This is a genomic window from Cupriavidus sp. 01L43 (assembly GCF_056399925.1).
The window spans coordinates 237585-260379 of record NZ_JBFTSH010000003.1; the positions used below are offsets into that span (position 1 = coordinate 237585).

Below are 22795 nucleotides of genomic sequence, written 5' to 3' on the forward strand. Positions count from 1 at the left end.
CGCACGTGCGCCCGCGCGTCCGCCCAAACCGGTATTTCCTGGTATTCGTGATGGCCAAGCACTCCCTACTTCTCAGAAATACCCTGCTGCTCGCCGGCGGCATCGTGCTGACCCTGGCCGTCCTGATCGCCTCGGAGACGGGCAACCTGCGCCTGCGCGAGGGCTATACCGAGGCCATCCGCTCCCAGCAACTGCAGAGCGACCTGGGCGCGCTGATGGGCGAACTGGTCAACGCCGAGGCGGGCCAGCGCGGTTTCCTGCTGACCGGCCAGGACAGCTACCTGGAGCCGTACTACAAGGCGCTGCCGCAGATCAACGCCCTGATGGCGCGCATCCGCCAGCACTACGCCAACGACGCCGAGGGCCTGCGCCAGTTTGGCGAGGCGTCCCAGTTCGTCACGCGCAAGCTCAACGAGATGGCCCTGACGCTGGTCTACGGCAAGCGCGATGTGGACGTGGCGATGGACCTGATCCGCACCGATTTCGGCCGCCAGACCATGGAAGCCGCCCGGCGCGGGCTGGAGCAGCTGCAGGTGCGCGAGTCCGGCACCGTCACGCACAACCTGGAGGCCGCCGAGCATGACCTCCAGCTCTCGCGCTACGGCATCGGGCTGCTGACGGCGATCAACATCCTGCTGCTGGTGACGGTCGGGCTCGGCCATTCGCGCCGGATGTCGATGGCCGAGGCGGCCCGTATCCAGCTGGAAGAAGAAAGCGCCCGGCTCGACCGCAAGGTGCGCGCGCGCACGCGGCAGCTTTCCGCGCTGGCGGCCCACTTGCAGCGCGTGACCGAGGACGAGAAGACCCGGCTGGCGCGCGAACTCCATGACGAGCTGGGCGCCATCCTGACGGCAATCAAGCTCGACCTGCACTGGGTGCGCATGCGCGTGCAGGAGACCCACCCCGAGGCCCGCGACAAGCTGACCCGTGTGATGCTGCACGTGGACCAGGGCATCCAGATCAAGCGCCAGCTGATCGAGGACCTGCGCCCCACCGTGCTGCTGAACCTGGGCCTGCGCGAGGCCATCATCCAGTCAGTGGAAGACGGCGGCGCGCGCAACCAGTGGGAAACCGACGTGGAGCTACCCGATTCCCTGCCGCCGCTGCGCGACAGCGCGGCCATCGCGCTATACCGGATCGTGCAGGAATCGCTGACCAACGCCAGCAAGTACGCCGAGGCGCGCCACGTGTCCGTGGCGCTGGCCTGCACCGACGACCATCTCACCATGACCATCCGCGACGATGGCAAGGGGCTGCCGCCAGACTTCGACGCCGGCAGCACGGCCGGCCACCATGGCCTGCTGGGGATGGAGCAGCGCGTGCTGGCGCTGGGCGGGACGATGCAGATCGATTCCGCGCCGGGCCAGGGCGTGAGCGTGCGCGTCGAGGTGCCGCTCACCACATCGGTACTGGCGCCGCCGGAGGAAGCAGAGAAGGAAGCCGAGCTGTAGGCCGTCAGGCCGAAGTCGCGCCGCGGCCGTCAGGCCGAGGTGGCGTATTCCTCGATCACGCGGAACACCTGCTCCAGTTCCAGCGACTTGTCGAAGAAATAGTCGGCCCCGGCCTCCGTGCACTGGCGGCGGTACATCGAGACCTGCGCATGATTGGTGTAGACGATGCGGATGCCGGAGAGCCCGGCGCGCTGCATCTCGCGCAGCACGTTGATGCCGTTGCCCTGCTTGAGCTGCAGGTCGACGATCACCACGTCATAGTGTCCGCTCGCGGCCAGCCGGATGGCCATGGCCTCGGTATCGGCCCAGTCCACGGATTCGACGAACGGGAAAGCCGTCAGGTATTCCAGCAGCATGCCCCGCAGGACCGCGGAATCCTCGATCAGGAGGACGCGCAGCGATCGGGTCGAGGAGGCCGTGGCTTGCTCCGGCATGGTGCGATAGGGGGCGGGGAAAAGGTCTGATTGCTGACAGGGGACGACGGGACGCTACTCCACCAGGCCATTCTTGATGGCGTAGTACGTCAGGTCGGCGTTGGTCTTCATGCCCATTTTTTCCAAAATGCGCGAGCGATAGGTACTCACGGTCTTCACGCTCAGGAACAGCTCGTCGGCGATGACCGAGACCGACTGCCCGCGCGACAGCTTGCAGAAGATCTGGAACTCGCGCTCGGAGAGGGTCTGGTGCACCGGTTGCTCGGTCGGCTTGTCCAACCCGCCGATCAGCAGGTCGGCCACGGTCGGGCTGACGTAGCGGCGGCCCTGGGCCACCGTGCGAATCGCCTTGACGAGGTCGTCCGGCGCCGATTCCTTGGTCAGGTAGCCCGACGCGCCGGCACGGATCAGGTTGATCGCGTACTGGTCTTCCGGATAGGTCGACAGGATCAGCACCGGCAGGTTGGGCAGGCGCTGCCGGATCAATTTGAGTACGTCGATGCCGTTCCGGTCCGGCATGGAAATATCGAGTACGAGGACATCGAACTCGCTGTCGCGCAACTGCGCCATCACTTCGTCGCCGCTGGCGGCTTCGCCCGTCACCTTGATGTCGGGTTCCTCTGAAATGAACTGGCGCAGACCGGCGCGAACGATCTCATGATCGTCGGCGATCAAGACGCGGATCATCGGTGTCTCCCACGGTGAGGGGCCGGCCGGGCTGAAGAAACACGGCCCGCGCCGGTTTCTGCATTGTAGTGCCGGCGCCGCAGCAAATATGTCAGTGTCAGGCTGACATGATGCGCCACGGCACAAGCGTGCTGCACTGCGCCAAATCGGGCGTCCCGGCACACAAGTACGTCAAGGCGCCAGAACGCCAGAACGGGCGCCGAAGCGCCCGTTCTGGTCATGCATCCCACGTCCTGCGTCCCGGTTTGGGGGTGAGGCGGCCTGGAGGGTACCGCCCCGGCCCCCGCCTTGCACCGAGCGCTGGGATAGCGATCGACTACTGGATCTTGGTACCGGCGTCCGCCCCCGCCCCGGCATTGGCGCCGAGCGGCGTCACGCCGTCCTTCGACTCGCCCTTCTTGCTCTTGGCCTTGGCGTGGCTGCCCTGCTTGCTCTTCGACTTGGTCTCGGCCTTGGTGCCAGCCTCGGCACCGGCATGGGCGCCGAGGTCTGCCTTGCTGTCGGCGGCCGTCGGCGCGGTCGTCGTGGCGGCGCCACCTTGCGTGCTCAGGCCGCCCGATGCGTTGGCGCCCGCGCTCACACCTGGCGCGTTCACCGAGGCGCCCAGTCCGTTTTGCGCACCGGCGGTGACGCCGGTACCTTGGGCCATCGCCACGGAGGAAGCGGCAGCAATCGACAGGGCGGACAGGGAGATCAGCAGCTTGTTCATGGAAGAGACTCCTATTCTGGAATGCTCCGCGACGAAACATTCGTCGCGGCATTCACGCGGTGTCACGTGAACTGAGGCTCAGTCTAAGGAGTCTTTCCGGCGCGGTCTGTGAGGACTTGTAATGCCCTGTAAGCAGTGGTGAGGCCCGTTACAGGTTCGGCGCGAGCGCGCGTGCCAGCGTGGCGCGGTCTTCGCCACGGCGCGCCACCATGTCGTCGAGCTGGTCCTGGCCGATCTTGCCCACGCTGAAGTACGTGGCGTCCGGATGCGCGAGATAGAAGCCGCTCACCGAGGCCGCCGGCGTCATCGCCAGCGATTCGGTGATGCCCATGCCGATCTCGGCGGCGTCGAGGAACTCGAACATCGCGCCCTTGACCGTGTGCTCCGGGCAGGCCGGATAGCCGGGCGCCGGGCGGACACCGGGATACGACTCGGCGATCAGCTCGTCGTTGCTCAGCGTCTCGCCGGCGTTGTAGCCCCACAGGTCCGTCCGCACGCGCGCGTGCAGGCATTCGGCGAAGGCTTCGGCCAACCGGTCGGCCAGCGACTTGAACATGATCGCGCTGTAGTCGTCGTGGTCGGCCTCGAACTGGGCCTCCTTCTTGTCCACGCCAATGCCGGCCGTGACCGCGAACAGGCCGATGTAGTCGGCCACGCCGCTGTCCTTCGGGGCGATGAAGTCCGCCAGGCAGCGGTTAGGGCGGCGCACGCCGTCCACCACCGGGCGCTCGCTCTGCTGGCGCAGGTTGTGCCAGGTCAGGGCGACCTTGGTGCGGGTCTCGTCGGTGTAGATCTCGATGTCGTCGTCGTTGACCGTGTTGGCCGGCAGCAGCGCCATCACGCCGTTTGCAGTCAGCCAGCGGCCCTGGATCAGGCGAGCCAGCATGCTCTTGCCGTCCGAGAATACGCGGCGGGCAGACTCGCCCACGATCTCGTCGTTGAGGATGTCCGGGAATTTGCCGGCGAGGTCCCAGGTCTGGAAGAACGGACCCCAGTCGATGTAGTTCGCCAGTTCGGCGAGGTCGTAGTTGCGGAACACGCGACGGCCGATGAACTTCGGCTTCGGCGCGACGTAGCCGCTCCAGTCCACCGGCGTCTTGTTGGCGCGTGCCTGGGCCAGCGTCACCATCGGCGTGGCCTTCTTGCCGGCGTGCTGGGTGCGGATGCGGTCGTAGTCGACGCGCAGGTCATCCAGGTATTTCTTGGCGCCTTCGTCCGACAGCAGGCTGGAGGCCACGCTGACCGAGCGCGAGGCATCGGGCACGTAGACCACCGGGCCTTCGTAGTGCGGGGCGATCTTGACCGCCGTGTGCACGCGCGAGGTGGTGGCGCCGCCAATCAGCAGCGGAATCTTCTTGATGCGGAAGTAGTCGTCACGCTGCATCTCGGACGCCACATAGGCCATTTCCTCGAGCGACGGGGTGATCAGGCCGGACAGCCCGACGATGTCGGCGCCCTCTACCTTGGCCCGCGCCAGGATCTCGTTGCAGGGCACCATCACGCCCATGTTCACGACTTCGAAGTTGTTGCACTGAAGCACCACCGACACGATGTTCTTGCCGATGTCATGCACATCGCCCTTCACCGTGGCGATGACGATCTTGCCGCGCGCGCGCACGTCGCCGCCGGCCTCGGCCACCAGGCGCTTCTCTTCCTCGATGAACGGCAGCAGGTGCGCCACGGCCTGTTTCATCACCCGCGCGCTCTTGACCACCTGCGGCAGGAACATCTTGCCGGCGCCGAACAGGTCGCCGACCACGTTCATGCCGTCCATCAGCGGCCCTTCGATCACCTCGATGGGGCGACCGCCGCGCGCGAAGATCTCCTGGCGCGCCTCCTCGGTGTCCTCGACGATGAAGTTGGTGATGCCGTGCACCAGCGCGTGCGCCAGCCGCGCGGCCACCGTCACCGGCTGCTCGGGCGTGCCGCGCCAGGCCAGGTTCTCTTCCCGCTTGGCGCCGCCGCCCTTGAAGCGGTCGGCGATTTCCAGCAGGCGGTCGGTGGCATCGTCGCGGCGGTTCAGCACCACGTCTTCCACGCGCTCGCGCAGTTCCGGGTCGAGCTGGTCGTACACGCCGAGCTGGCCGGCGTTGACGATGCCCATGTCCATGCCCGCCGCGATGGCGTGGTACAGGAACACGGTGTGGATGGCCTCGCGCACCAGGTCGTTGCCGCGGAACGAGAACGAGACGTTCGAGACGCCGCCGCTCACCTTCGCGTACGGCAGGTTCTGCTTGATCCAGCGCGTGGCCTCGATGAAGTCCACCGCGTAGTTGTTGTGCTCCTCGATGCCCGTGGCCACCGCGAAGATGTTCGGGTCGAAGATGATGTCCTCGGGCGGGAAGCCCAGCTCGTTCACCAGCAGGTCGTAGCTGCGCTTGCAGATCTCGGTCTTGCGCGCGAAGGTGTCGGCCTGGCCCTTCTCGTCGAACGCCATCACCACGCTGGCGGCGCCGTAGCGGCGGATCAGCCCGGCGTGGTGGCGGAACTGCTCCTCGCCTTCCTTGAGCGAGATCGAGTTCACCACCGCCTTGCCCTGCACGCATTGCAGCCCGGCCTCGATCACCTCCCACTTGGACGAGTCGATCATGATCGGCACCCGCGCGATGTCCGGCTCGGAGGCAATCAGGTTCATGAAGCGCACCATCGCCGCCTTCGAATCCAGCATGGCCTCGTCCATGTTGATGTCGATGATCTGCGCGCCGTTCTCCACCTGCTGGCGGGCCACGGCCAGCGCCTCGTCGAACTGGCCGTTCAGGATCATGCGGGCGAACGCCTTGGAGCCGGTGACGTTGGTACGCTCGCCCACGTTGACGAACAGCGTGTCGTCGTCGATGGTGAACGGCTCCAGGCCGGAGAGGCGCATCGGACGCGGGGGCAGGTTTTGCTGGCTCATGGGAAGGCTATGTGTCTTGTGTGGGGCGGGCGATGGATCAGGCTGCCGTGGTGGCAGTTGCGGTGTCGTCGCGGTACTGGCCGGGCCAGGCGCGCGGCGCCTTGTTGGCCACGCGCGCGGCGATGGCGGCGATGTGCTCGGGCGTGGTGCCGCAGCAGCCGCCCACCAGGTTCACCAGCCCGGACGCGGCGAATTCCTCCACCAGCGACGAGGTGACCTCGGGCGTCTCATCGAAGCCGGTGTCGCTCATCGGGTTGGGCAGGCCGGCGTTCGGATAGCAGGACACCGCGGCATCGCACACCTTGGCCAGTTCGGCGATGTACGGGCGCATCAGCGTGGCGCCCAGCGCGCAGTTCAGGCCGAAGGTGATCGGCCGGGCGTGGCGCAGGCTGTTCCAGAACGCCTCGACGGTCTGGCCGGACAGGATGCGCCCCGAGGCGTCGGTCACGGTGCCGGAGATCATCACGGGCACGCGCTCGCCGGTGTCCTCGAACAACTGGTCGATGGCGAACAGCGCGGCCTTGGCGTTCAGCGTGTCGAAGATCGTCTCGACCAGGAACACGTCGGCGCCGCCCTCGAGCAGCGCCTTGCCCTGCTCGTAGTAGGAATGGCGCAGTTCCTCGAACGTGACGTTGCGCGCGCCGGGGTCGTTCACGTCCGGGCTGATGCTGGCGGTCTTCGGCGTGGGGCCGAAGGCGCCGGCCACGAAGCGCGGCTTCTCCGGCGTGCTGAACTTGTCGCAGGCGGCGCGCGCCAGGCGGGCGGCCTCGACGTTCATCTCGTAGGCCAGATCGGCCATCTTGTAGTCTTCCTGCGCCACGCGCGTGGCCCCGAACGTGTTGGTCTCGATCAGGTCCGCGCCGGCGGCGAGGTATTGCTCGTGGATCTCGCTGATGACGTCCGGGCGCGTCAGCAGCAGCAGCTCGTTGTTGCCCTTCACGTCGATGCGATGGTCCACGAAGCGCGCGCCGCGGTAGTCGGCCTCGCCAAGCTTGTAGCGCTGGATCATGGTGCCCATGGCGCCGTCCAGGATCAGGATGCGGTCGCGCAGCAACCGGGGCAGGTTGGCGGCCCGCGTGTACGGACGGACAGGTGTGGGAGTGGCGCTCATGACGGGGCTGGGGGCGGAAAACTGCCGAATTTTGGGTAAGAGCGGGATTTTATCAGGGTGATCAAGGCATTGCGGGCAGAAAGGACATCGGAAACCCCGCTAATCCGCGCCGCACCCGGGTTGTCAGTGCCGGGCGTGGCGGCCTACACTGGGAGACGTAATCGCCACCGCACATGTTCCCAACCCGCCCCAACCGGCCATCCGCATGCAACACCTGAGTCCCGCCGACGCCCGCGCCCTGCTCGACAACGCCCCCGATGCGCTGTTCATCGACTGCCGCAGCGAGATGGAATACCTGTTCGTCGGCCATCCGCAGGGCGCCCACAACGTGCCCTGGAACGATGGGCCGGACTGGGAGGTGAACCCGCATTTCGTCCAGGCGGTGAAGAAACTGGCCGGCCATGCCTCGGCCCGCCCGGTACTGCTGATCTGCCGCAGCGGCAACCGCTCCACGGCGGCGGCGCGTGCGCTGGAAGGCGCTGGCTTCACCACGGTGTACAACGTCCTGCACGGCTTCGAGGGCGACCTGGACCCGCAGCGGCATCGCAATACCCTGAATGGCTGGCGCCACGACGGGCTGCCGTGGGAGCAGTATTGACAACGCCGCTGGCCCGCGCCCACCATGAAAAACGCCCGCTTGCGCGGGCGTCGTCGTATCGCGGTAGGGCAGACGGTGCCGGGATCAGTGCATGACCAGCGGGTTGTTCATCACCGTATCGAACTTGCCGAGGAATTCATCCACCTCTTCCACGGATGGCTCGCTCTCGATCAGACGCGTCACGTCGGCGCGGAAGGTCTCGGCCATATGGCCACCGAGGAAAATTTCGCGTTTCAGGTTCTTGTCGACGATTTCGTAGCCGCCCGAGGCAAGGGGCGCATGCTCGACATCTGCTCCAAACTCGACAATGCAGTAATTGTCGCTGTTGTAGATCATTTGCATTGCGCTACCTCCTGGCGTCATGGTTGGCGACAATCCCGCTGATTATTGCGGTTTCCGGCGTAAACCGGCGTGAATGCCGCGATTTCACCTCCAAGCTGAGGGTAGTCGTCCGTAATTCAAGTTCTGCTGCCGGACGAAACCTTGCGTGCAATTGCTGCCCTCCTAGGTTGGGCATCGGCGCCGCACGCAAGTTTCTTGAGCGCCGAGCAGTTCTGTATTCCAAAATCTTTCAGTCCATTACTACGGCACGTCGCATTGACCGCCGCATGCCGCATTGCCGAGGAACGCATCGAACACCGCGAAAAAGCGTTCCGGCTGTTCCAGGAACGGCAAGTGCGCGGCCTCGGGCAATATCTCGAGCTTCGCACCGTGGATCTTGCTGGCAATGGATTGCGCCATCGAAACGGGCGCACCCTCGTCGTTTTCGCCCACGATCACCAACGTGGGGCAATGAATCCGGCCGATGGCCTCCGAGAGGTCGAAGGCCACGATGGCTTGCGCCACCCCGACGTAGCCTTCCACCGGCGTCCCCAGGAGCATCCTGCGGATCCTCTCGACCGGCTCCGGATGCGCTTCCCGGAATCCGGCCGTCAACCACCGCTCCAGCGTGGCGTTGACCATGCCCGCCATGCCATGGGCCTCGGCCTGGCCGATGCGGTTGGCCCACATCGGGTGCGCCGTCATCGGCGTATGGTCGTGCGTGTCGACCAGCGTCAGCGACAGCAGCCGCTCCGCATGCCGCACGCCGAGCGTCTGCCCGATCATGCCGCCCACCGACACCCCGCAGAAATGCGCCTGCGGTATCTCGAGGGCGTCCATCAGCGCGGCCACGTCATCGGCCAGCCGCGCCATCGTATAAGACCCGATCGGGGCGTCGCTGCCGCCATGGCCGCGCAGGTCGTACCTCAGTATGCGATAACGGGGCGCCAGATGCTGCACCGTGTCGTCCCAGAGCGACAGATTCGCCCCTAACGCGTGCGCCAAGACCACCCACGGGCCGTCCGAACCATCAATGCGGACCTGCAGGTCCACGTCGCCAGTGCGTATGCGTCGGGGGGTCGTGTCAGCCATATGTCGGTCTCCGGGGTGTCACAGCACGAATCATTCTCATCGTCCCTCAGTACTACGATAGACGAGATCAATCTGTGTGCCATCGGGTTCCGTCTGACGGAGACGCGCCGGCAGCCATTTCAGCGCCGGCGCCAACCACACTTCCACGCGCCGTTTATCGCCCGGATGCCGTGGCAGGCGCACGAAGTGCTTCGTCGTGACCATGCCGTGCACGCCGATCTCGATGGTCTCCTCGCCCACGTATTGCACCTGCATCGGCTCCACCTCGCGGGTATCGGCCACATTGAAGGTGTCCGTCACGCCCGGCGCGGCATAGCGCTGGGGGTCGGCGGCGACCCATCCGACCAGTTGCAGGAACACGCTGAAGCGGTCCTGGAAGTTCTGCGGCATCGGCACCTGGCCGCCACGCGTTTCAAACACGATTTGCCCGGCGGCCGGGTCGAAGCGCGCCACTTCCTTCTTGCTGCGGCGGGCTTCCTCGTAGCGCAGCGGGGTCAGCCCGCCCGGCCCCATCTGGCCGGCGCTCTGGAACACGAAGCGGAACCACAGCACGCGCGTCTCCACCACCAGCCGGTAGTGGCCGCCGTCCTGCTCCCAGCGGATCAGGCCGTCCGGGTTCTGCACGCCGTTGACGTAGCTCGAGTAATGCATGGTGGCCGAGGGCGGCGGGCTGTACTGGGGCGATGCCGGCGCGGGCGGGGCCGGGGGGGCCGGCGCGGCGGTGGCGGTGGCGCCGGCTGGCGCGGCACCCTCCCCGCCGGTGCCGGTCACGGCGCCGGTCTCGCCGGACGGCGTCGTGGCCAGGTCCGGCGCCGCCTGGGGCTCGGCCGGCGCGGGCTGGGGCTGCGGGGCAGGCTGGGTCTTGGGCACCGGGCGGGGCCGGGGGCGCGGGGCCGGGGCAGGCGGCGCGGGCGGCGGCAGCAGCACCGCCTCCATCGATGGCGGAATGCTGATCTCGGGCAAGCCCGGCAACGGCATGCGCAGCAGCCCGAGCAGCACCAGCAGGTGCGCAATCACCACGCACACCACGACCGCGATCACCGCGACCCAGCGCCGCCTGAGTCGCCTGCGTGGCTTCGTGCTATCGCGAGGGGTGGCCGGCGGGTCCGGCCGAGTGGCTTGCGCCAAGGTATCCGAGTTCCGAAGAGATCTGTCGGGCGATGTCCCGCACGCGGCGGTCCACCGAACCGCCCCATTCTGCATCGAATACGCGCTGCGCGCCGAGCACAATCAGCGCCATCGACAAATGCCCGTTGGCATCGAACACCGGCAGCGAGATCGCGTTGATGCCCGGCAGCACGCCGCCGCGCGTGCGCGCCGCGCCCTGGGCGCGCACTTCGGCGCAGATCGCGTCGTAGTCGGCCAGCGAGGCGGGCATGTCCGGCAGCGGCGTGGCGCCGCGCGTGGCGAATTCCCGTTCGATCAGCGGCAGCGTCTGGCGCCGCGACAGGTAGGCGCCATACAGCCGCCCCGTGGCCGAGTTCAGCATCGGCATGACATCGCCCAGCCGCAGGCTCACGCTGACCGGATGGCTCGATTCTTCCCAATGGACGATGGTCGGCCCGTGGTTGCCCCACACGGCGATGCCGACGGTCTGGTCGATCTCGTCGCGCAACTGGGACAGCACCGGCCGCGCCTTGCGCACCGGATCGAGCCGGTTCAGCCCCGCCAGACCCAGTTGCAGCGCGAACGGCCCGAGGTCGTAGCGCCCGCTCACGGCGTCCTGCGCCACCGCGCCAAGGCGCTGGAAGCTCACCAGGTACCGGTGGGCCTTGGCCGGCGGCATGTCGGCGGCGGCGGCCAGGTCGCGCAGCATCATCGCGCGCGGCGAGGCCGCCAGCGCCTGGAGCAGCCGGAAGCCGACCTCGATCGACTGGATGCCCGCGCGCTTGCCATCGTCCTCATTGGAAGGATCGGCGGCGTCATCGAGGCGGGAATCGTCGGGTGCGGTCATGCGGGGCGAAGGTGGAAGCGGCGTTGCCGGCCATTCTATACGGCAGCCGGCGGCCCGGCGGCCCCGGGTCCGGTAGACTACCGGCCACCGCATATCGACGATTGCCCGCACCCCATGAAACTCGCAACCCTGAAGGACGGTTCGCGCGACGGCCAGCTCGTGGTCGTCTCCCGCGACCTCAAGACCGCGCACTTCGCCACCGACATCGCCGGCACGCTGCAGCGCGCGCTCGACGACTGGGCTTTCCACGCCCCCCAGCTCCAGGACCTCTACGACGCCCTGAACGCCGGCCGCGCCCGCCACCCGTTCCCGTTCCAGCCGAAGGACTGCATGGCGCCGCTGCCGCGCGCCTACCAGTGGGCCGACGGCTCGGCCTACGTCAACCATGTGGAACTGGTGCGCAAGGCCCGGGGCGCCGAGATGCCGCCCGAGTTCTGGACCGATCCGCTGATGTACCAGGGCGGCTCGGACGACTTCCTCGGCCCGCAGGACGACATCGTCTGCGCCAGCGAGGCGTTCGGCATCGACTTCGAAGCCGAGGTGGCCGTGATTACCGGCGACGTGCGCATGGGCGCCACGCCCGAGCAGGCCGGCGAAGGCATCCGCCTGGTGATGCTGGCCAACGATGTCTCGCTGCGCAACCTGATTCCGGCCGAGCTGGGCAAGGGCTTCGGCTTCTTCCAGAGCAAGCCGGCCACGGCGTTCTCGCCGGTGGCCATCACGCCGGACGAACTGGGCGAAGCCTGGCACGACCGCAAGGTGCACCGGCCGCTGACCGTGCACTGGAACAGCAAGAAGGTGGGCGCGCCCGACTGCGGCACCGACATGGTGTTCGACTTCGGCCAGCTCATCGCGCACATCTGCAAGACGCGGAACGTGCGCGCGGGCAGCATCGTCGGCTCCGGCACGATCTCGAACGTGGACCGCAGCAAGGGCTACTGCTGCATCGCCGAGCAACGCATGATCGAGACCATCGAGGGCGGCCAGCCGGTCACCGCGTTCATGAAATATGGCGATGCGGTGCGCATCGAGATGCTCGACGCCCAGGGCCAGTCGATCTTCGGCGCCATCGACCAGCTCGTGGCGCCGCGCTGACGCGCAATGTGCCTATAATTGTCCGACCGACCGGTCGGACAATTGATCCCATGCCGGCGGAACCCTCCCTTGCCACGGAAGCCGCCCCATGACCGCAGAGACCCCCGAAACCCCGGACACCACCCTCTCCCCGCGCCTGGCGCGCTACGCGTCCCTGACGCTGCGCCGCCACGGCCCCGTGCTCGAGGTCATCATGGGCGCGGCGCAGTCCGCCAACCAGAAGCTGGCCACCGCCGACGCCCGCATGCACCGCGAGCTGGCCGAGATCTGGCGCGACATTTCCGCCGATCCGGACATCCGCGTCGCCATCATCCGGGGCGAAGGGCGCGGCTTCTCGGCTGGCGGCGACCTGTCCCTGGTCGAGGAGATGGCCAACGACTTCGCCACCCGCACGCGGGTCTGGCATGAAGCGCGCGATCTGGTCTACAACGTCATCAATTGCGACAAACCCATCGTCTCGGCCATGCACGGCCCGGCCGTGGGCGCCGGGCTGGTGGCGGGGCTGCTGGCCGACATCTCGATTGCCGCCAAGACCGCGCGGATCGTCGACGGCCATACCCGGCTCGGGGTGGCGGCGGGCGATCATGCCGCCATCGTGTGGCCGTTGCTGTGCGGAATGGCCAAGGCCAAGTACTATCTGATGCTGTGCGAGTCGCTCAGCGGCGAGGAGGCCGAGCGCATCGGGCTGGTATCGCTGGCAGTGGACGAAGACCAGCTGGTGGCCAAGGCGTTCGAGGTGGCCAACCGGCTCGCGACGGGGTCCCAGACGGCCATCCGCTGGACCAAGTACGCGCTGAACAACTGGCTGCGCATGGCCGGCCCGGCGTTCGATACCTCGCTGGCACTCGAATTCATGGGCTTTGGCGGCCCCGACGTACATGAAGGCATGGCGAGCCTGCGCCAGAAGCGGCCGCCTGAATTCCAGTAACCGGCCAGCCAAGGTGGAATGATCGGCCCTGGCGGCCACCCCACGGAGAGCGCGCGACCATGTTCGGACAGATCCCCGATTTCACCAATGGCTTCGAATTCCTGCGCCGCATCTGGAGCGCCGGCGGCAGCCTGCCGGGCGGCGGCATGATGCCCGGCCTGAGCGCGATGACCCCGCCGATGGATCTCGACGAGGTCGACAAGCGCATCCACGACCTGAAGGCTGTGGAAGGCTGGCTGCAACTGAACGCGAGCCTGCTGCGCACCACCATCCAGGGGCTGGAGGTACAGCGCGCCACGCTGGTGGCCTTGCAAACCTTCGGCAACGCGCTCTCCCCGGAAGCCATGCAGACCGCGATGGAGAACGTGGCGCGCGCGGCCAACGCGCCGAGCACCTCGCCGCCGCACCCGTTCCGTCCGTCCCCCGCCTCCGAGACCGTCTCCGAAGCGGAAGCCGACGCGGCCAATGCCGAGGACGACGAGGACTTCGACGCGCCGCCTGAAGTGACCGCCGGAGCTGCCGAGGGCGAGGAACCCGAAGCCGCCCCATCGCCCGAATCCGCCGGTCCCGCCCCACTGCCGCCCAACGCGAGCCTGTGGTGGGACCTGCTCCAGCAACAGTTCAGCCAGATCGCCGGCAGTGCGACGGCGGCCACCGCAGCGCCGTTCGGCAACCTGGGCGGATTCGGCGCGATGGGTGGCATGGGCGGAATGGCCGCCCCGGGCGCGGAGGGCGTGGCGCCCGCCGCACGGGACAATCCCGCCCCGAACGGCAAGGCAAGCCCGAAGCCGGCGGCCAAGCGCGCGGCGGCGAAGAAGCCCGCCGCGAAGAAGGCTGCCACCAAGACGTCCGCCACGAAAAAGCCGTCGACCAAAAAGCCCGCCGCGAAGGCACCCGCCGCGCCGGGCACCCCCAAGGACAGCGTCGAGTGAGCCGCCTGTGAGCGTCACGCACGCCGACCCGGCCCTCCGCGCCAGCCAGCGCCAGCGCACGGCGCTGGTCATGATGGGCGGCGGCGCGCGGGCGGCCTACCAGGCCGGCGTACTGGCCGGCATCGCCCGCATCGCCACGCGGCATGGGCTCGGGCATTGCCCGTTGCCGTTCGGCATCGTCACCGGCACCTCGGCCGGGGCGATCAACGGCGCCGGCATGGCGGTGGGCGCCGCGGACTTCCAGGCCGCCACCGACCGCCTCGCCGCGCTCTGGCACGGCATTCATGCCGATGACGTCTATCGCACCGGCGTGCTGGGCGTGGGCGCCTCGGGCGCGCGCTGGCTCTCGTCGCTGGCGTTCGGCTGGATCACCCGCCAGGCCCCGCGCGCGCTGTTCGACAGCGCCCCGCTCGACAGCTTCCTGACCGAGTTGTTCGAACCCGGCCGCGTGCAGGCCAGCCTGGACGCCGGCGTGCTCCAGGCCTTCGCCGTGACCGCGCTGTCGTACAGCACCGGCCGCCATGTCACGTTCTACCAGTCGCACCGGCGCATCCACCCGTGGCAGCGCAACCAGCGGCTGGCCGTGGAAGCGCCGATCGGCGTGGACCACCTGCTCGCTTCCTCGTCGATTCCGTTCCTGTTCCCGGCCGTGCCGCTCGAGATCGAAGGCCATCACGAGTGGTTCGGCGACGGCACGATGCGCCAGATGTCACCGCTTTCGCCGGCCATCCACCTCGGCGCGTCGCGCATCCTGGCCATCGGCGCGGCGTCGCGCCCGCGGCCGGGCTGGTTCGATACCGTGCCGGCCGGCGGCTATCCGTCGCTCGCGCAGGTGGGCGGGCAGGCGCTGGCCAGCATCTTCCTCGATGGCCTGCAGGCCGATATCGAACGGCTGATGCACATCAACCGGCTGCTCGCGCGCATGCCCGAGGCCGCCGGCGATACCGACGGCTGGCGCCCGGTGGAAGTCATGACGATTTCTCCGAGCGAACCGATCGAGTCCATCGCCGCCCAGCATGTGCACCGGCTGCCGCGTACGGTGCGCGCGATGCTCGCCCCGCTCGGCGGTACCGAGGCGCGCGGCGCCGCGTTCGCGAGCTACCTGCTGTTCGAGCCCGAATTCACCCAGGCCCTGCTGGCGCTGGGCGAGCGCGATGCCGCAGCGGAGGCGGACGCCATCGCGGCCTTCCTCTATGGCGTGGTGCCCGAAACCGGCCACGCCACCGCGCGCGCCACCGATCCCGCGCTGACGCCCTACTAGCCCCCTGAGCAGCCGTCCCGGCGTCGCTTTTCGGCCTCTCAGGTCGCAATTCGTCCACTTTCCTGGGGCCAGCCCCGCTGGTTCCTCAGCCGGCACAGCGCAAGAAAAGGGCAACGTCTGTTGCAATCCCTAGTAATCGCACTAAAAAGGAACTAGAGAAAAGATTCGAGAATAATTCCCATCTGGTAGAATCCGCCCGTAATTTCAAAGGCTTACCATGCTCTACCCCGAACTGTTCAAATCATTGGAATCGGTCCGCTGGCACATGGACAAGGACATCCCCTGGGATTCCTTCGACCCCAGCCTGCTGACAGACGACCAGGCGAAGACCATCCGCATGAATGCCATCACCGAATGGTCCGCCCTGCCGGCCACGGAGATGTTCCTGCGCGATAACCGCCACGATTCCGACTTTTCGGCGTTCATGAGCATCTGGTTCTTCGAGGAACAGAAGCACTCGCTGGTGCTGATGGAGTACCTGCGCCGCTTCCGCCCGGACCTCGTGCCGACGGAAGAAGAACTGCATGCCGTGCGCTTCGAGTTCGATCCGGCCCCGCCGCTGGAGACACTCATGCTGCACTTCTGCGGCGAGATCCGCCTGAACCACTGGTATCGCCGTGCTGCCGAATGGCACACCGAGCCGGTGATCAAGCACATCTACCGCACGCTGTCGCAGGACGAAGCCCGCCATGGCGGCGCCTACCTGCGCTATATGAAGAAATACCTGGCGCAGTTCGGCGACTCCGCGCGCGCCGCCTTCGCCAAGATCGGCGTGCTGATGGCTTCGGCCCGCCGCACGGAAAAGCCGCTCCACCCGACCAATCTGCACGTGAACAAGGCGTTGTTCCCCAACGACACCGTGCAGTCCCGCCTGCCGGACCCGGACTGGCTCGAGCACTGGCTCGACGAGCAGATCCGCTTCGACGAAGTGTGGGAAAAGAAGGTGATCGAGCGCATCCTGCACAACATGTCGCTGCTGTTCGAACGCACGTTCGACACCGTGCAGGAACTGAACCGCTACCGCAAGGAACTGAACGCCAGCCTCGTGGCAGCAGGCCAGCAACCGGCCTGATCCCCGCGACCCACGCCGTTCAATGACCGCTCCCGCTTTCGAATCGAAGCTCGTTCCCGCTGACGACGCGGCCGCGCTGCGCGCCGCCGTGGCCGCCCTGCCGCGCCCGCTGGTCTTCACCAACGGCGTGTTCGACATCATGCACCGTGGCCACGCCACCTACCTCGCGCAGGCGCGCGAGCTGGGCGCGGCGCTGATCGTGGGCGTGAATAGCGACGGTTCGGTGAAGATGCTGGGCAAGGGCGATGACCGCCCGCTGAACCATGAGTCGGACCGCATGGCGCTGCTCGCAGCGCTGGCCTCGGTCGATCTGGTGGCGATGTTCCGCGAAAAGACGCCAGTGGAGCTGATCCGCCTGGTGCGCCCCGACATCTATGTGAAGGGCGGCGACTACGACATCGACACCCTCGAGGAAACCCGCCTCGTCCGTAGCTGGGGCGGCCAGGCCTACGCCATCCCCTTCCTGCACGACCGCTCCACCACCAAGCTGCTGACCAAGGTGCGCCAGCAGGGCTGATCAGCCTCGCTGTTCAACCTTCGGCGCCAGATCCGGGCTGCTTCGCGCCGCGCGCCTGCGTGCCGGCGCGGCACGCCTGGAGCGACTCCGCGCCATACCGCAGGCGCACTTCATCCATTCTTGCCCGCACCGCATCGTCCGAGGACGTCACGCGCAGCCATTGGCGCGCTACCGGCCGCGGCGCGTCCGTAATCAGCGCCGTGCGCACGCCCTGGGCGCGCAGCGATTCGAGGAAGCGGTCGGCACGCTCGCGCTCCCGGAACAGCCCCAGCGACACGGTATAAGACGCCGACGACGCCTCATCGTCCTCGTTGCTCACCACGGACACATCGGTCACCTTGCGGCGCTTCAGCTCCGCCAGCTTGCGGTCGGCGTTCTCGCGCGTGGGCTGGGTCGGCAGGTGGACCCACCAGCGCACCTGTTCGGTCCGCTCGAACTGCTGCACCGGCAGCGAAGCCCCGGCGGCGATGGCGGCGAGGTCTTCACGCGCCCGCGCCACGGTCTGGGCCGAGAAACCGCCGATCTCGAAGCAGGCATCGGCGCGCGGGGCCGGCTGGGCCACGGCCAGCGAGACCGTGCCGGCGGGGGTGGGCGTCAGCGCGCCGCGCGGGGAGCCTGCCGGAGCGCCCGGGGCCGGGCGTACGGTGGCGGTATCGGCAGGCGGCTCAAGCCGCATCCGCTCGCCGCGCACCTGCTGGGACACCCGCTGCGGCTCGCGCGGGCTTTCCATCCAGCCAGCCAGCGGGTCCGGGCCGAACCCGCCCAGCACGGCGGCCAGCAGCAGCGCGTTGACGAGCAGCAGGATCAGCAGCAGGGCGGTCGGGCCTTTCTGGGACATGGAAGACGGTTCGGTTGGGCGATGCAAGATCGCCTGGCGGCTGCCTCAGGCCCCGGTGGCCATCGCGTGCAGTCCAAGCAGCACGAGATTATCGTGCATCTCGAACGGCATCGCGAGTGCGCCGGAGAGCGCCTGTCGCGCCCCGCCCGAAAGCAGGCAGCGCACCGGCCCGCGTTCGGCCAGCGCCCGCCAGGAGCGCTCCACGGCGCCAGCCTGGGCGGCCAGACAGCCGGCGGCAATGGCGTCGTGAGTGTTGTCAGCGCCCAACGCTCGCACCGCCCGCGCGGCGCCCGCGCCGGTGTCGAGCACGTCGAGCGCCGGCAGTTGGGCCGTGTTGCGGGCCAGCGAGCCGAGCATCAGCGCCACCCCGGGCAGGATCAGCCCGCCCTCGAAGCGTGCCCCGCCATCGCCCTGCGTGGTGACGATGTCCAGCGTGGTGGCCGTGCCGGCCGTGACGATCAGCAGCGTCTCGCCGGGCAGCCAGCGATGCGCGCCGATGCTGCCGACCCAGCGGTCCACGCCCAGCTGCGTGGGCTCGCGGTAGCCGTTGACGAGGTCGCCGTGGGCGGCCGTGGTGCGTACCCATTGCAGCGTGGGGGCGGCCCCGAAGGCGTCGGCCAGCGTCGCCGCCACTGCCTTGCCAATCGCCGCCCCGGCCACATTGGCGATCCAGACCGACGGCACGCCGCCATCCGCCAGCCCCCGCCATGTGCCGACCAGCGCCGCCAGTTCCGCCGGCGCGGCATGCGTGGCGGCGCCCGCGTGGCGCCACGGGGTGGGCAGGGTGCCGGCCGGCGCGGCCGCGTCGGTGTCGTCCGTGCTCCACGCCCACTTGAGCCGGGTATTGCCGATATCTATCAGCAGGCGCGCGCTCATGCCGCCGCTCCGCGCAAGGACACCTCGCCGCTGGCGATCCGTTGCAGCCCGTCCGCCGTCTCCAGCAGCAGGTGGCCGTCGCCGTCCACGCCCCGGGCGAGGCCCTCGGCCAGCAGCGTGCCGTCGTGCAGCAGCCGCACCGGCTCGTCGCGGAAGGCATCGCGCGTGGACCAGCGGGCCGCCATCGGCGCGAAGCCTTCGGCCAGGAACACGCCGCGCATCGCCGCCAGCCGGTTCAGCACCGCGCCGAGGATCTCGGTGGGATGGTGGGCGGGGTCGAAGCCCGGCAGCGCCTCGGCCACGCCGGCCAGCGGGCGGCCCAGCGCGGCTTCCATACGGGCATCGCGCACCAGGTTCAGGCCGATGCCGATCACCGCCCAGAGCGCGCCGGGCCGCGCCGGCACCGATTCGATCAGGATGCCGGCCAGCTTGCGGCCGTCGATCTGGAGGTCGTTGGGCCATTTCAGGCCCACGCGGGTGCCGAGCGCGGGGTTCACGTCCTCGAGCGCCTCCGCCAGCGCCAGTCCCACGGCCAGGCTCAGGCCACTCAGGCGGGCCGGCGGCAGCGCCAGCGGCATGGCCACCGAGAAGGTCAGCCCCGCCTGCCCCTGCCAGGGCCGGCCCTGACGGCCGCGCCCGGCGGTCTGGCGATAGGCCACGCGCACCTGCGCGCGCTCGTCCCCCTCCACCCAGCCCTCCACCCAGCCGGCGCTGCGGCAGGCCTGGGTCAGGTCGGCGTTGGTCGAGCCGGTTTCCTCCACCACTTCCACGGTCCAGCCGCGCGCGGGGCCGGTGTCCAGCGCGGCGCGCAGCGCGGCGGCGTCGATGCGCCACGCGGGCAGCGCGGCGGCATCGTCGGCAAGGCTGGGAATGCTGGGGTGGGAGCGGTCGGGAGGCGCGATCATGCGGGGCGGGTCAGGGTGGCTTGGGGCAGTTAGCCGCGATTGTAGCCGCGTCGCCCGATTTGGCCGGATTGGCCCGATCCCGTGGCTGTCGGACAGCCCCGCGTGGCCGTGTCAGAGGATGCCCGGTCGCCACGTCACGGCCGGTAGCATAGAATCGAGACTCCCCCATCACATCGCCGCCCCCCTTTGGATTCACCCTTGGATCGCCCATCGACGCCGGCCATCGAGATTTCGCGCCAGGACGGAGCCTGCAGCATCGCGCTGCAGGGGGACTGGACCGCACTCGCGCTCGCCGGCTGCCACGAAGCCCGTGGGCTGCGCGCGCAGTTGCACGAATTGACCGAGGCGCCCCAGCACGCCGCGTGGTCGCTGGCCGGGGTGAACCGGCTCGACCATATCGGCGCGCAACTGATCTGGCAGGCCTGGAACAGCAAGATGCCGGCGAACGTCGAACTCAACGACGGCCAGCGCCGCGTGTTCGACCGCATCGCCGCGCTGCGCCGCGACGGCTGGAAGAAGCGCATGGTGGATCGCTTCAACCCGGTCACCATCCTCGGCGCGAGCCTGCTGTCGTTCTTCGCCCAGTTCGCCATCGGGGTGACCATGCTCGGCCAGCTCACCTTCGACCTGCTGCGCTTCGCCCGCGCGCCGCACCGGGGGCCATGGCGCGAGATTTCGGCCAACGTCTATAACGTGGGATACAAGGCGCTGGGCATCACGGCGCTGGTGGGCTTCCTGATCGGCATCGTGCTGTCCTACCTGTCGGCCAACCAGCTGCGCACCTTCGGCGCCAGCACGTTCATCGTCAATATCCTGGGCATGGCCGTGATCCGGGAGCTGGGGCCGGTGCTGGCCGCCATCCTGATCGCCGGGCGCTCCGGGTCCGCCATCACCGCGCAGATCGGCGTGATGCGCGTGACCGAGGAACTCGATGCGATGCGGGTGATGGGCATCTCGCACGGCTTCCGGCTGATCATGCCGCGCGTGATCGCGCTGGCTGTGGCCATGCCGCTGCTGGTGGCCTGGACCGACCTGATGGCGCTGCTCGGCGGCATGACCGCCGCGCAGTTCCAGCTCGGCATCAGCTACGCGTTCTTCCTGCGCCAGCTGCCCGAGGCCGTGCCGGTGGCCAACCTCTGGCTCGGGCTGGGCAAGGGCGTGGTGTTCGGCATGCTGATTGCGCTGACGGCCTGCCACTTCGGCCTGCGCATCCGGCCGAACACGCAGAGCCTGGGCGAAGGCACGACAGCCTCGGTGGTCACGTCGATCACCGTAGTCATCATCGCCGACGCCATCTTCGCCATCCTGTTCAAGGACGTAGGCCTATGAACCATCCGGCCAATCCCTCCCCCGCCCGCCGCGAGGCGATCATCGAGGTGCGCGACCTGGTCAAGCGCTACGGCGACAACGTGGTGCATGACCATCTCAACCTCGATGTCTATCGCGGCGAGGTGCTGTCCATCGTGGGCGGCTCCGGCACGGGCAAGACCGTGCTGCTGCGGCAGATCGTGGGGCTGGAGCGGCCCACGTCGGGGACCATCAAGGTCTTCGGCGAAAGCCCCGCCAAGCTCAAGCCGGCGCAGCTGCAGGCGCTGCGCAACCGCTGGGGGCTCCAGTTCCAGCGCGGGGCGCTGTTCTCGGCGTTGTCGGTCATCGACAACATCGCGCTGCCCATGCGCGAGCTGCGCGCGCTGCCGGACAACCTGATCTGCCAGGCCTCGCTGCTCAAGCTGCAACTGGTGGGGCTGTCCGCCAAGGACGCCGACAAGATGCCGGCCGACCTCTCCGGCGGCATGGTCAAGCGCGTGGCGCTGGCCCGCGCGCTGGCGCTGGAGCCGGAACTGGTGTTCCTTGACGAGCCCACGGCCGGCCTGGACCCGATGGCGTCCGACGACTACGTGGATCTGATCCGCGAACTGCGGCGCGAGCTGGGCCTGACCGTGGTGATGATCACCCACGACCTCGACACCCTGGTGGCACTGTCCGACCGCGTGGCCGTGCTGGCCGACCGCAAGGTGCTGGCCGCCGCCCCGATCCCCGAACTGGTGAAGGTGGACCACCCCTTCATTCGCGAATACTTCCTGGGCGACCGCGCCCAGCGCGCGTTGCAGGCCCTGCCGGCCCCGACCCGGCCCGACGCGCCGCGCCCCCCTTCCGGAGACACCTGATGGAAAACAAGTCGAACGCCTTCCTTGCCGGCGTTTTCACCATCGGACTGGCCGTGCTGGTGCTGTTCTCGCTGTTCTGGTTCAGTTCCGACCACGCGGTGCGCGTGCCGTACGACCTCATCACCCGCTCCACGGTGAATGGCCTCGGGCCGCAGGCCGATGTGAAGTATCGGGGGCTCGACGTGGGCAAGGTGGTGTCGATCAAGTTCGATCCGCAGGTGCCGGGGCAGATCATCGTGCGCATCAGCGTGAACCAGGACACGCCGATCACCCGCACGACCTACGCCACGCTGGGCTTCCAGGGCGTGACCGGGATCGCCTACGTGCAGCTCGATGACACCGCGCGCGAGGCCGGCAACGACAAGGCGTCGCCGCCGCTGCCCACCTCGGCACGGGCGCCGGCGCGCATCGCCATGCGGCCGGGCTTCTTCGAGGAACTGGAGAAGCGCGGCGACTCGCTGCTGACGCAGACCGAGACGCTGATGTCCTCGCTCAACGAGATGTTCCAGACCACCAACCGCGACGAGCTGATGGCCGCCATCCGCTCCGTGCACAAGACGGCCGAGGATTACTCGAAGCTGTCCGCCTCGCTCCAGCCGGCCGCCGCCAAGCTGCCGCAGGCGGTGGATAACCTCAACGCCACGCTGGTCTCCACGCGGCGCCTGGCGGACGAGCTGGCCAGCCCCAACGGCACGGTCTTGCGCACGGTCAACGGCGTGGGCACCAACCTCCAGGGCGCGGCGGACTCGGTGCAGTCGGCCGCCGGCATCCTGAGCGAGGAAACCCTGCCGCAACTGAACGGCCTGGCGCGCGACGCCCGCCAGACCGCGCGCACCATCGACCGCGCCGCCGGCACCTTCAACGACCGGCCCAGCAGCGTGCTGTTCGGCGGCCCCTCGCCCACGCCGGGCCCGGGCGAAGCGGGGTTCAGCGCGCCATGATCATCGACC

At 68.4% G+C, this 22795-nt stretch carries 23 protein-coding genes; 11 read left to right on the plus strand and 12 right to left on the minus strand.

Features of this window, described 5'->3' with window-relative positions; all coding sequences use genetic code 11:
• Positions 1-50: 50 nt before the first annotated feature.
• Positions 51-1451: a CHASE3 domain-containing protein gene (locus tag AC1DP9_RS08035; RefSeq protein WP_092292089.1), complete on the plus strand. Its 1401-nt coding sequence runs from the start codon at positions 51-53 to the stop codon at positions 1449-1451.
• A 29-nt stretch (positions 1452-1480) separates the two neighbouring features.
• On the opposite strand, the gene AC1DP9_RS08040 is transcribed toward AC1DP9_RS08035, so the two are convergent.
• From AC1DP9_RS08040 to AC1DP9_RS08060, 5 genes are all read right to left on the minus strand, one after another.
• Positions 1481-1885 carry a response regulator gene (locus tag AC1DP9_RS08040; RefSeq protein WP_092291305.1) on the minus strand — a complete coding sequence of 135 codons (405 nt, stop codon included), beginning with the start codon at positions 1883-1885 and terminating at the stop codon, positions 1481-1483.
• A gap of 54 nt (positions 1886-1939) precedes the next feature.
• On the minus strand, positions 1940-2572 hold the full coding sequence (locus AC1DP9_RS08045) for a response regulator (protein ID WP_061956399.1): 633 nt from the start codon (positions 2570-2572) through the stop codon (positions 1940-1942).
• A gap of 316 nt (positions 2573-2888) precedes the next feature.
• The gene (locus tag AC1DP9_RS08050; protein WP_441591460.1) at positions 2889-3281 is read right to left on the minus strand and encodes a hypothetical protein; all 393 of its coding nucleotides are present in this window, start codon (positions 3279-3281) and stop codon (positions 2889-2891) included.
• A 148-nt stretch (positions 3282-3429) separates the two neighbouring features.
• On the minus strand, positions 3430-6177 hold the full coding sequence (gene metH / locus AC1DP9_RS08055; RefSeq protein WP_092291301.1) for a methionine synthase: 2748 nt from the start codon (positions 6175-6177) through the stop codon (positions 3430-3432).
• A gap of 37 nt (positions 6178-6214) precedes the next feature.
• A complete protein-coding gene (locus AC1DP9_RS08060) occupies positions 6215-7288 on the minus strand; it encodes a homocysteine S-methyltransferase family protein (RefSeq protein ID WP_092291299.1) in 1074 nt (357 codons plus the stop codon).
• A gap of 205 nt (positions 7289-7493) precedes the next feature.
• Between AC1DP9_RS08060 and AC1DP9_RS08065 the strand changes: the two genes are divergently transcribed.
• The gene (locus tag AC1DP9_RS08065; protein WP_092291297.1) at positions 7494-7886 is read left to right on the plus strand and encodes a rhodanese-like domain-containing protein; all 393 of its coding nucleotides are present in this window, start codon (positions 7494-7496) and stop codon (positions 7884-7886) included.
• Between the two features lie 84 nt (positions 7887-7970).
• Here the strand turns inward: AC1DP9_RS08065 and AC1DP9_RS08070 are convergent, their stop codons facing one another.
• The 4 genes from AC1DP9_RS08070 to AC1DP9_RS08085 form a co-directional block, all read right to left on the minus strand.
• A complete protein-coding gene (locus AC1DP9_RS08070) occupies positions 7971-8228 on the minus strand; it encodes a BTH_I0359 family protein (protein WP_092291295.1) in 258 nt (85 codons plus the stop codon).
• A gap of 240 nt (positions 8229-8468) precedes the next feature.
• Entirely contained in the window at positions 8469-9299 is an 831-nt protein-coding gene (gene pcaD, locus AC1DP9_RS08075; RefSeq protein WP_477107011.1) for a 3-oxoadipate enol-lactonase, read from the minus strand.
• A 36-nt stretch (positions 9300-9335) separates the two neighbouring features.
• On the minus strand, positions 9336-10340 hold the full coding sequence (locus AC1DP9_RS08080; RefSeq protein WP_477107012.1) for a DUF3108 domain-containing protein: 1005 nt from the start codon (positions 10338-10340) through the stop codon (positions 9336-9338).
• A gap of 40 nt (positions 10341-10380) precedes the next feature.
• Positions 10381-11253: an IclR family transcriptional regulator gene (locus AC1DP9_RS08085; protein ID WP_092291291.1), complete on the minus strand. Its 873-nt coding sequence runs from the start codon at positions 11251-11253 to the stop codon at positions 10381-10383.
• A 114-nt stretch (positions 11254-11367) separates the two neighbouring features.
• Here AC1DP9_RS08085 and AC1DP9_RS08090 point away from each other — a divergent pair, with 114 nt between their 5' ends.
• The 6 genes from AC1DP9_RS08090 (at position 11368) to rfaE2 (ending at position 17058) form a co-directional block, all read left to right on the plus strand.
• Positions 11368-12348 (plus strand): fumarylacetoacetate hydrolase family protein, encoded by a 981-nt coding sequence (locus tag AC1DP9_RS08090; RefSeq protein ID WP_092291289.1) that lies wholly within the window; start codon positions 11368-11370, stop codon positions 12346-12348.
• A gap of 88 nt (positions 12349-12436) precedes the next feature.
• Entirely contained in the window at positions 12437-13276 is an 840-nt protein-coding gene (locus AC1DP9_RS08095; protein ID WP_477107013.1) for an enoyl-CoA hydratase/isomerase family protein, read from the plus strand.
• 59 nt (positions 13277-13335) lie between these two features.
• Positions 13336-14208 (plus strand): PhaM family polyhydroxyalkanoate granule multifunctional regulatory protein, encoded by an 873-nt coding sequence (locus AC1DP9_RS08100; RefSeq protein WP_477107014.1) that lies wholly within the window; start codon positions 13336-13338, stop codon positions 14206-14208.
• Positions 14209-14278: 70 nt separating this feature from the next.
• Positions 14279-15469 carry a patatin-like phospholipase family protein gene (locus tag AC1DP9_RS08105; protein WP_477107092.1) on the plus strand — a complete coding sequence of 397 codons (1191 nt, stop codon included), beginning with the start codon at positions 14279-14281 and terminating at the stop codon, positions 15467-15469.
• A 217-nt stretch (positions 15470-15686) separates the two neighbouring features.
• The gene (locus AC1DP9_RS08110; protein ID WP_092291283.1) at positions 15687-16541 is read left to right on the plus strand and encodes a ferritin family protein; all 855 of its coding nucleotides are present in this window, start codon (positions 15687-15689) and stop codon (positions 16539-16541) included.
• Between the two features lie 22 nt (positions 16542-16563).
• Entirely contained in the window at positions 16564-17058 is a 495-nt protein-coding gene (gene rfaE2, locus AC1DP9_RS08115) for a D-glycero-beta-D-manno-heptose 1-phosphate adenylyltransferase (protein ID WP_211944262.1), read from the plus strand.
• A 13-nt stretch (positions 17059-17071) separates the two neighbouring features.
• On the opposite strand, the gene AC1DP9_RS08120 is transcribed toward rfaE2, so the two are convergent.
• The 3 genes from AC1DP9_RS08120 to AC1DP9_RS08130 are packed head-to-tail and all read right to left on the minus strand — an operon-like array spanning position 17072 to position 19677.
• A complete protein-coding gene (locus AC1DP9_RS08120) occupies positions 17072-17896 on the minus strand; it encodes an SPOR domain-containing protein (protein ID WP_477107015.1) in 825 nt (274 codons plus the stop codon).
• A 45-nt stretch (positions 17897-17941) separates the two neighbouring features.
• Positions 17942-18772: a type III pantothenate kinase gene (locus tag AC1DP9_RS08125; protein WP_477107016.1), complete on the minus strand. Its 831-nt coding sequence runs from the start codon at positions 18770-18772 to the stop codon at positions 17942-17944.
• The gene (locus AC1DP9_RS08130; protein WP_477107017.1) at positions 18769-19677 is read right to left on the minus strand and encodes a biotin--[acetyl-CoA-carboxylase] ligase; all 909 of its coding nucleotides are present in this window, start codon (positions 19675-19677) and stop codon (positions 18769-18771) included. Before AC1DP9_RS08130 ends, AC1DP9_RS08125 begins: the two co-directional genes overlap by 4 nt.
• A gap of 198 nt (positions 19678-19875) precedes the next feature.
• On the opposite strand from AC1DP9_RS08130, the gene AC1DP9_RS08135 reads away from it, so the two are divergent.
• Genes AC1DP9_RS08135 through AC1DP9_RS08145 form a run of 3 tightly spaced genes read left to right on the plus strand, consistent with a single transcriptional unit; the run spans position 19876 to position 22786 of the window.
• Positions 19876-21006: an MlaE family ABC transporter permease gene (locus tag AC1DP9_RS08135; RefSeq protein ID WP_092291273.1), complete on the plus strand. Its 1131-nt coding sequence runs from the start codon at positions 19876-19878 to the stop codon at positions 21004-21006.
• Positions 21003-21845, plus strand: coding sequence for an ABC transporter ATP-binding protein (locus AC1DP9_RS08140; protein WP_092291271.1), 843 nt, complete (start codon positions 21003-21005; stop codon positions 21843-21845). Before AC1DP9_RS08135 ends, AC1DP9_RS08140 begins: the two co-directional genes overlap by 4 nt.
• Complete coding sequence (locus tag AC1DP9_RS08145; RefSeq protein WP_177219855.1) at positions 21845-22786, plus strand: MlaD family protein; 942 nt, start codon at positions 21845-21847, stop codon at positions 22784-22786. Before AC1DP9_RS08140 ends, AC1DP9_RS08145 begins: the two co-directional genes overlap by 1 nt.
• Positions 22787-22795 lie beyond the last annotated feature (9 nt).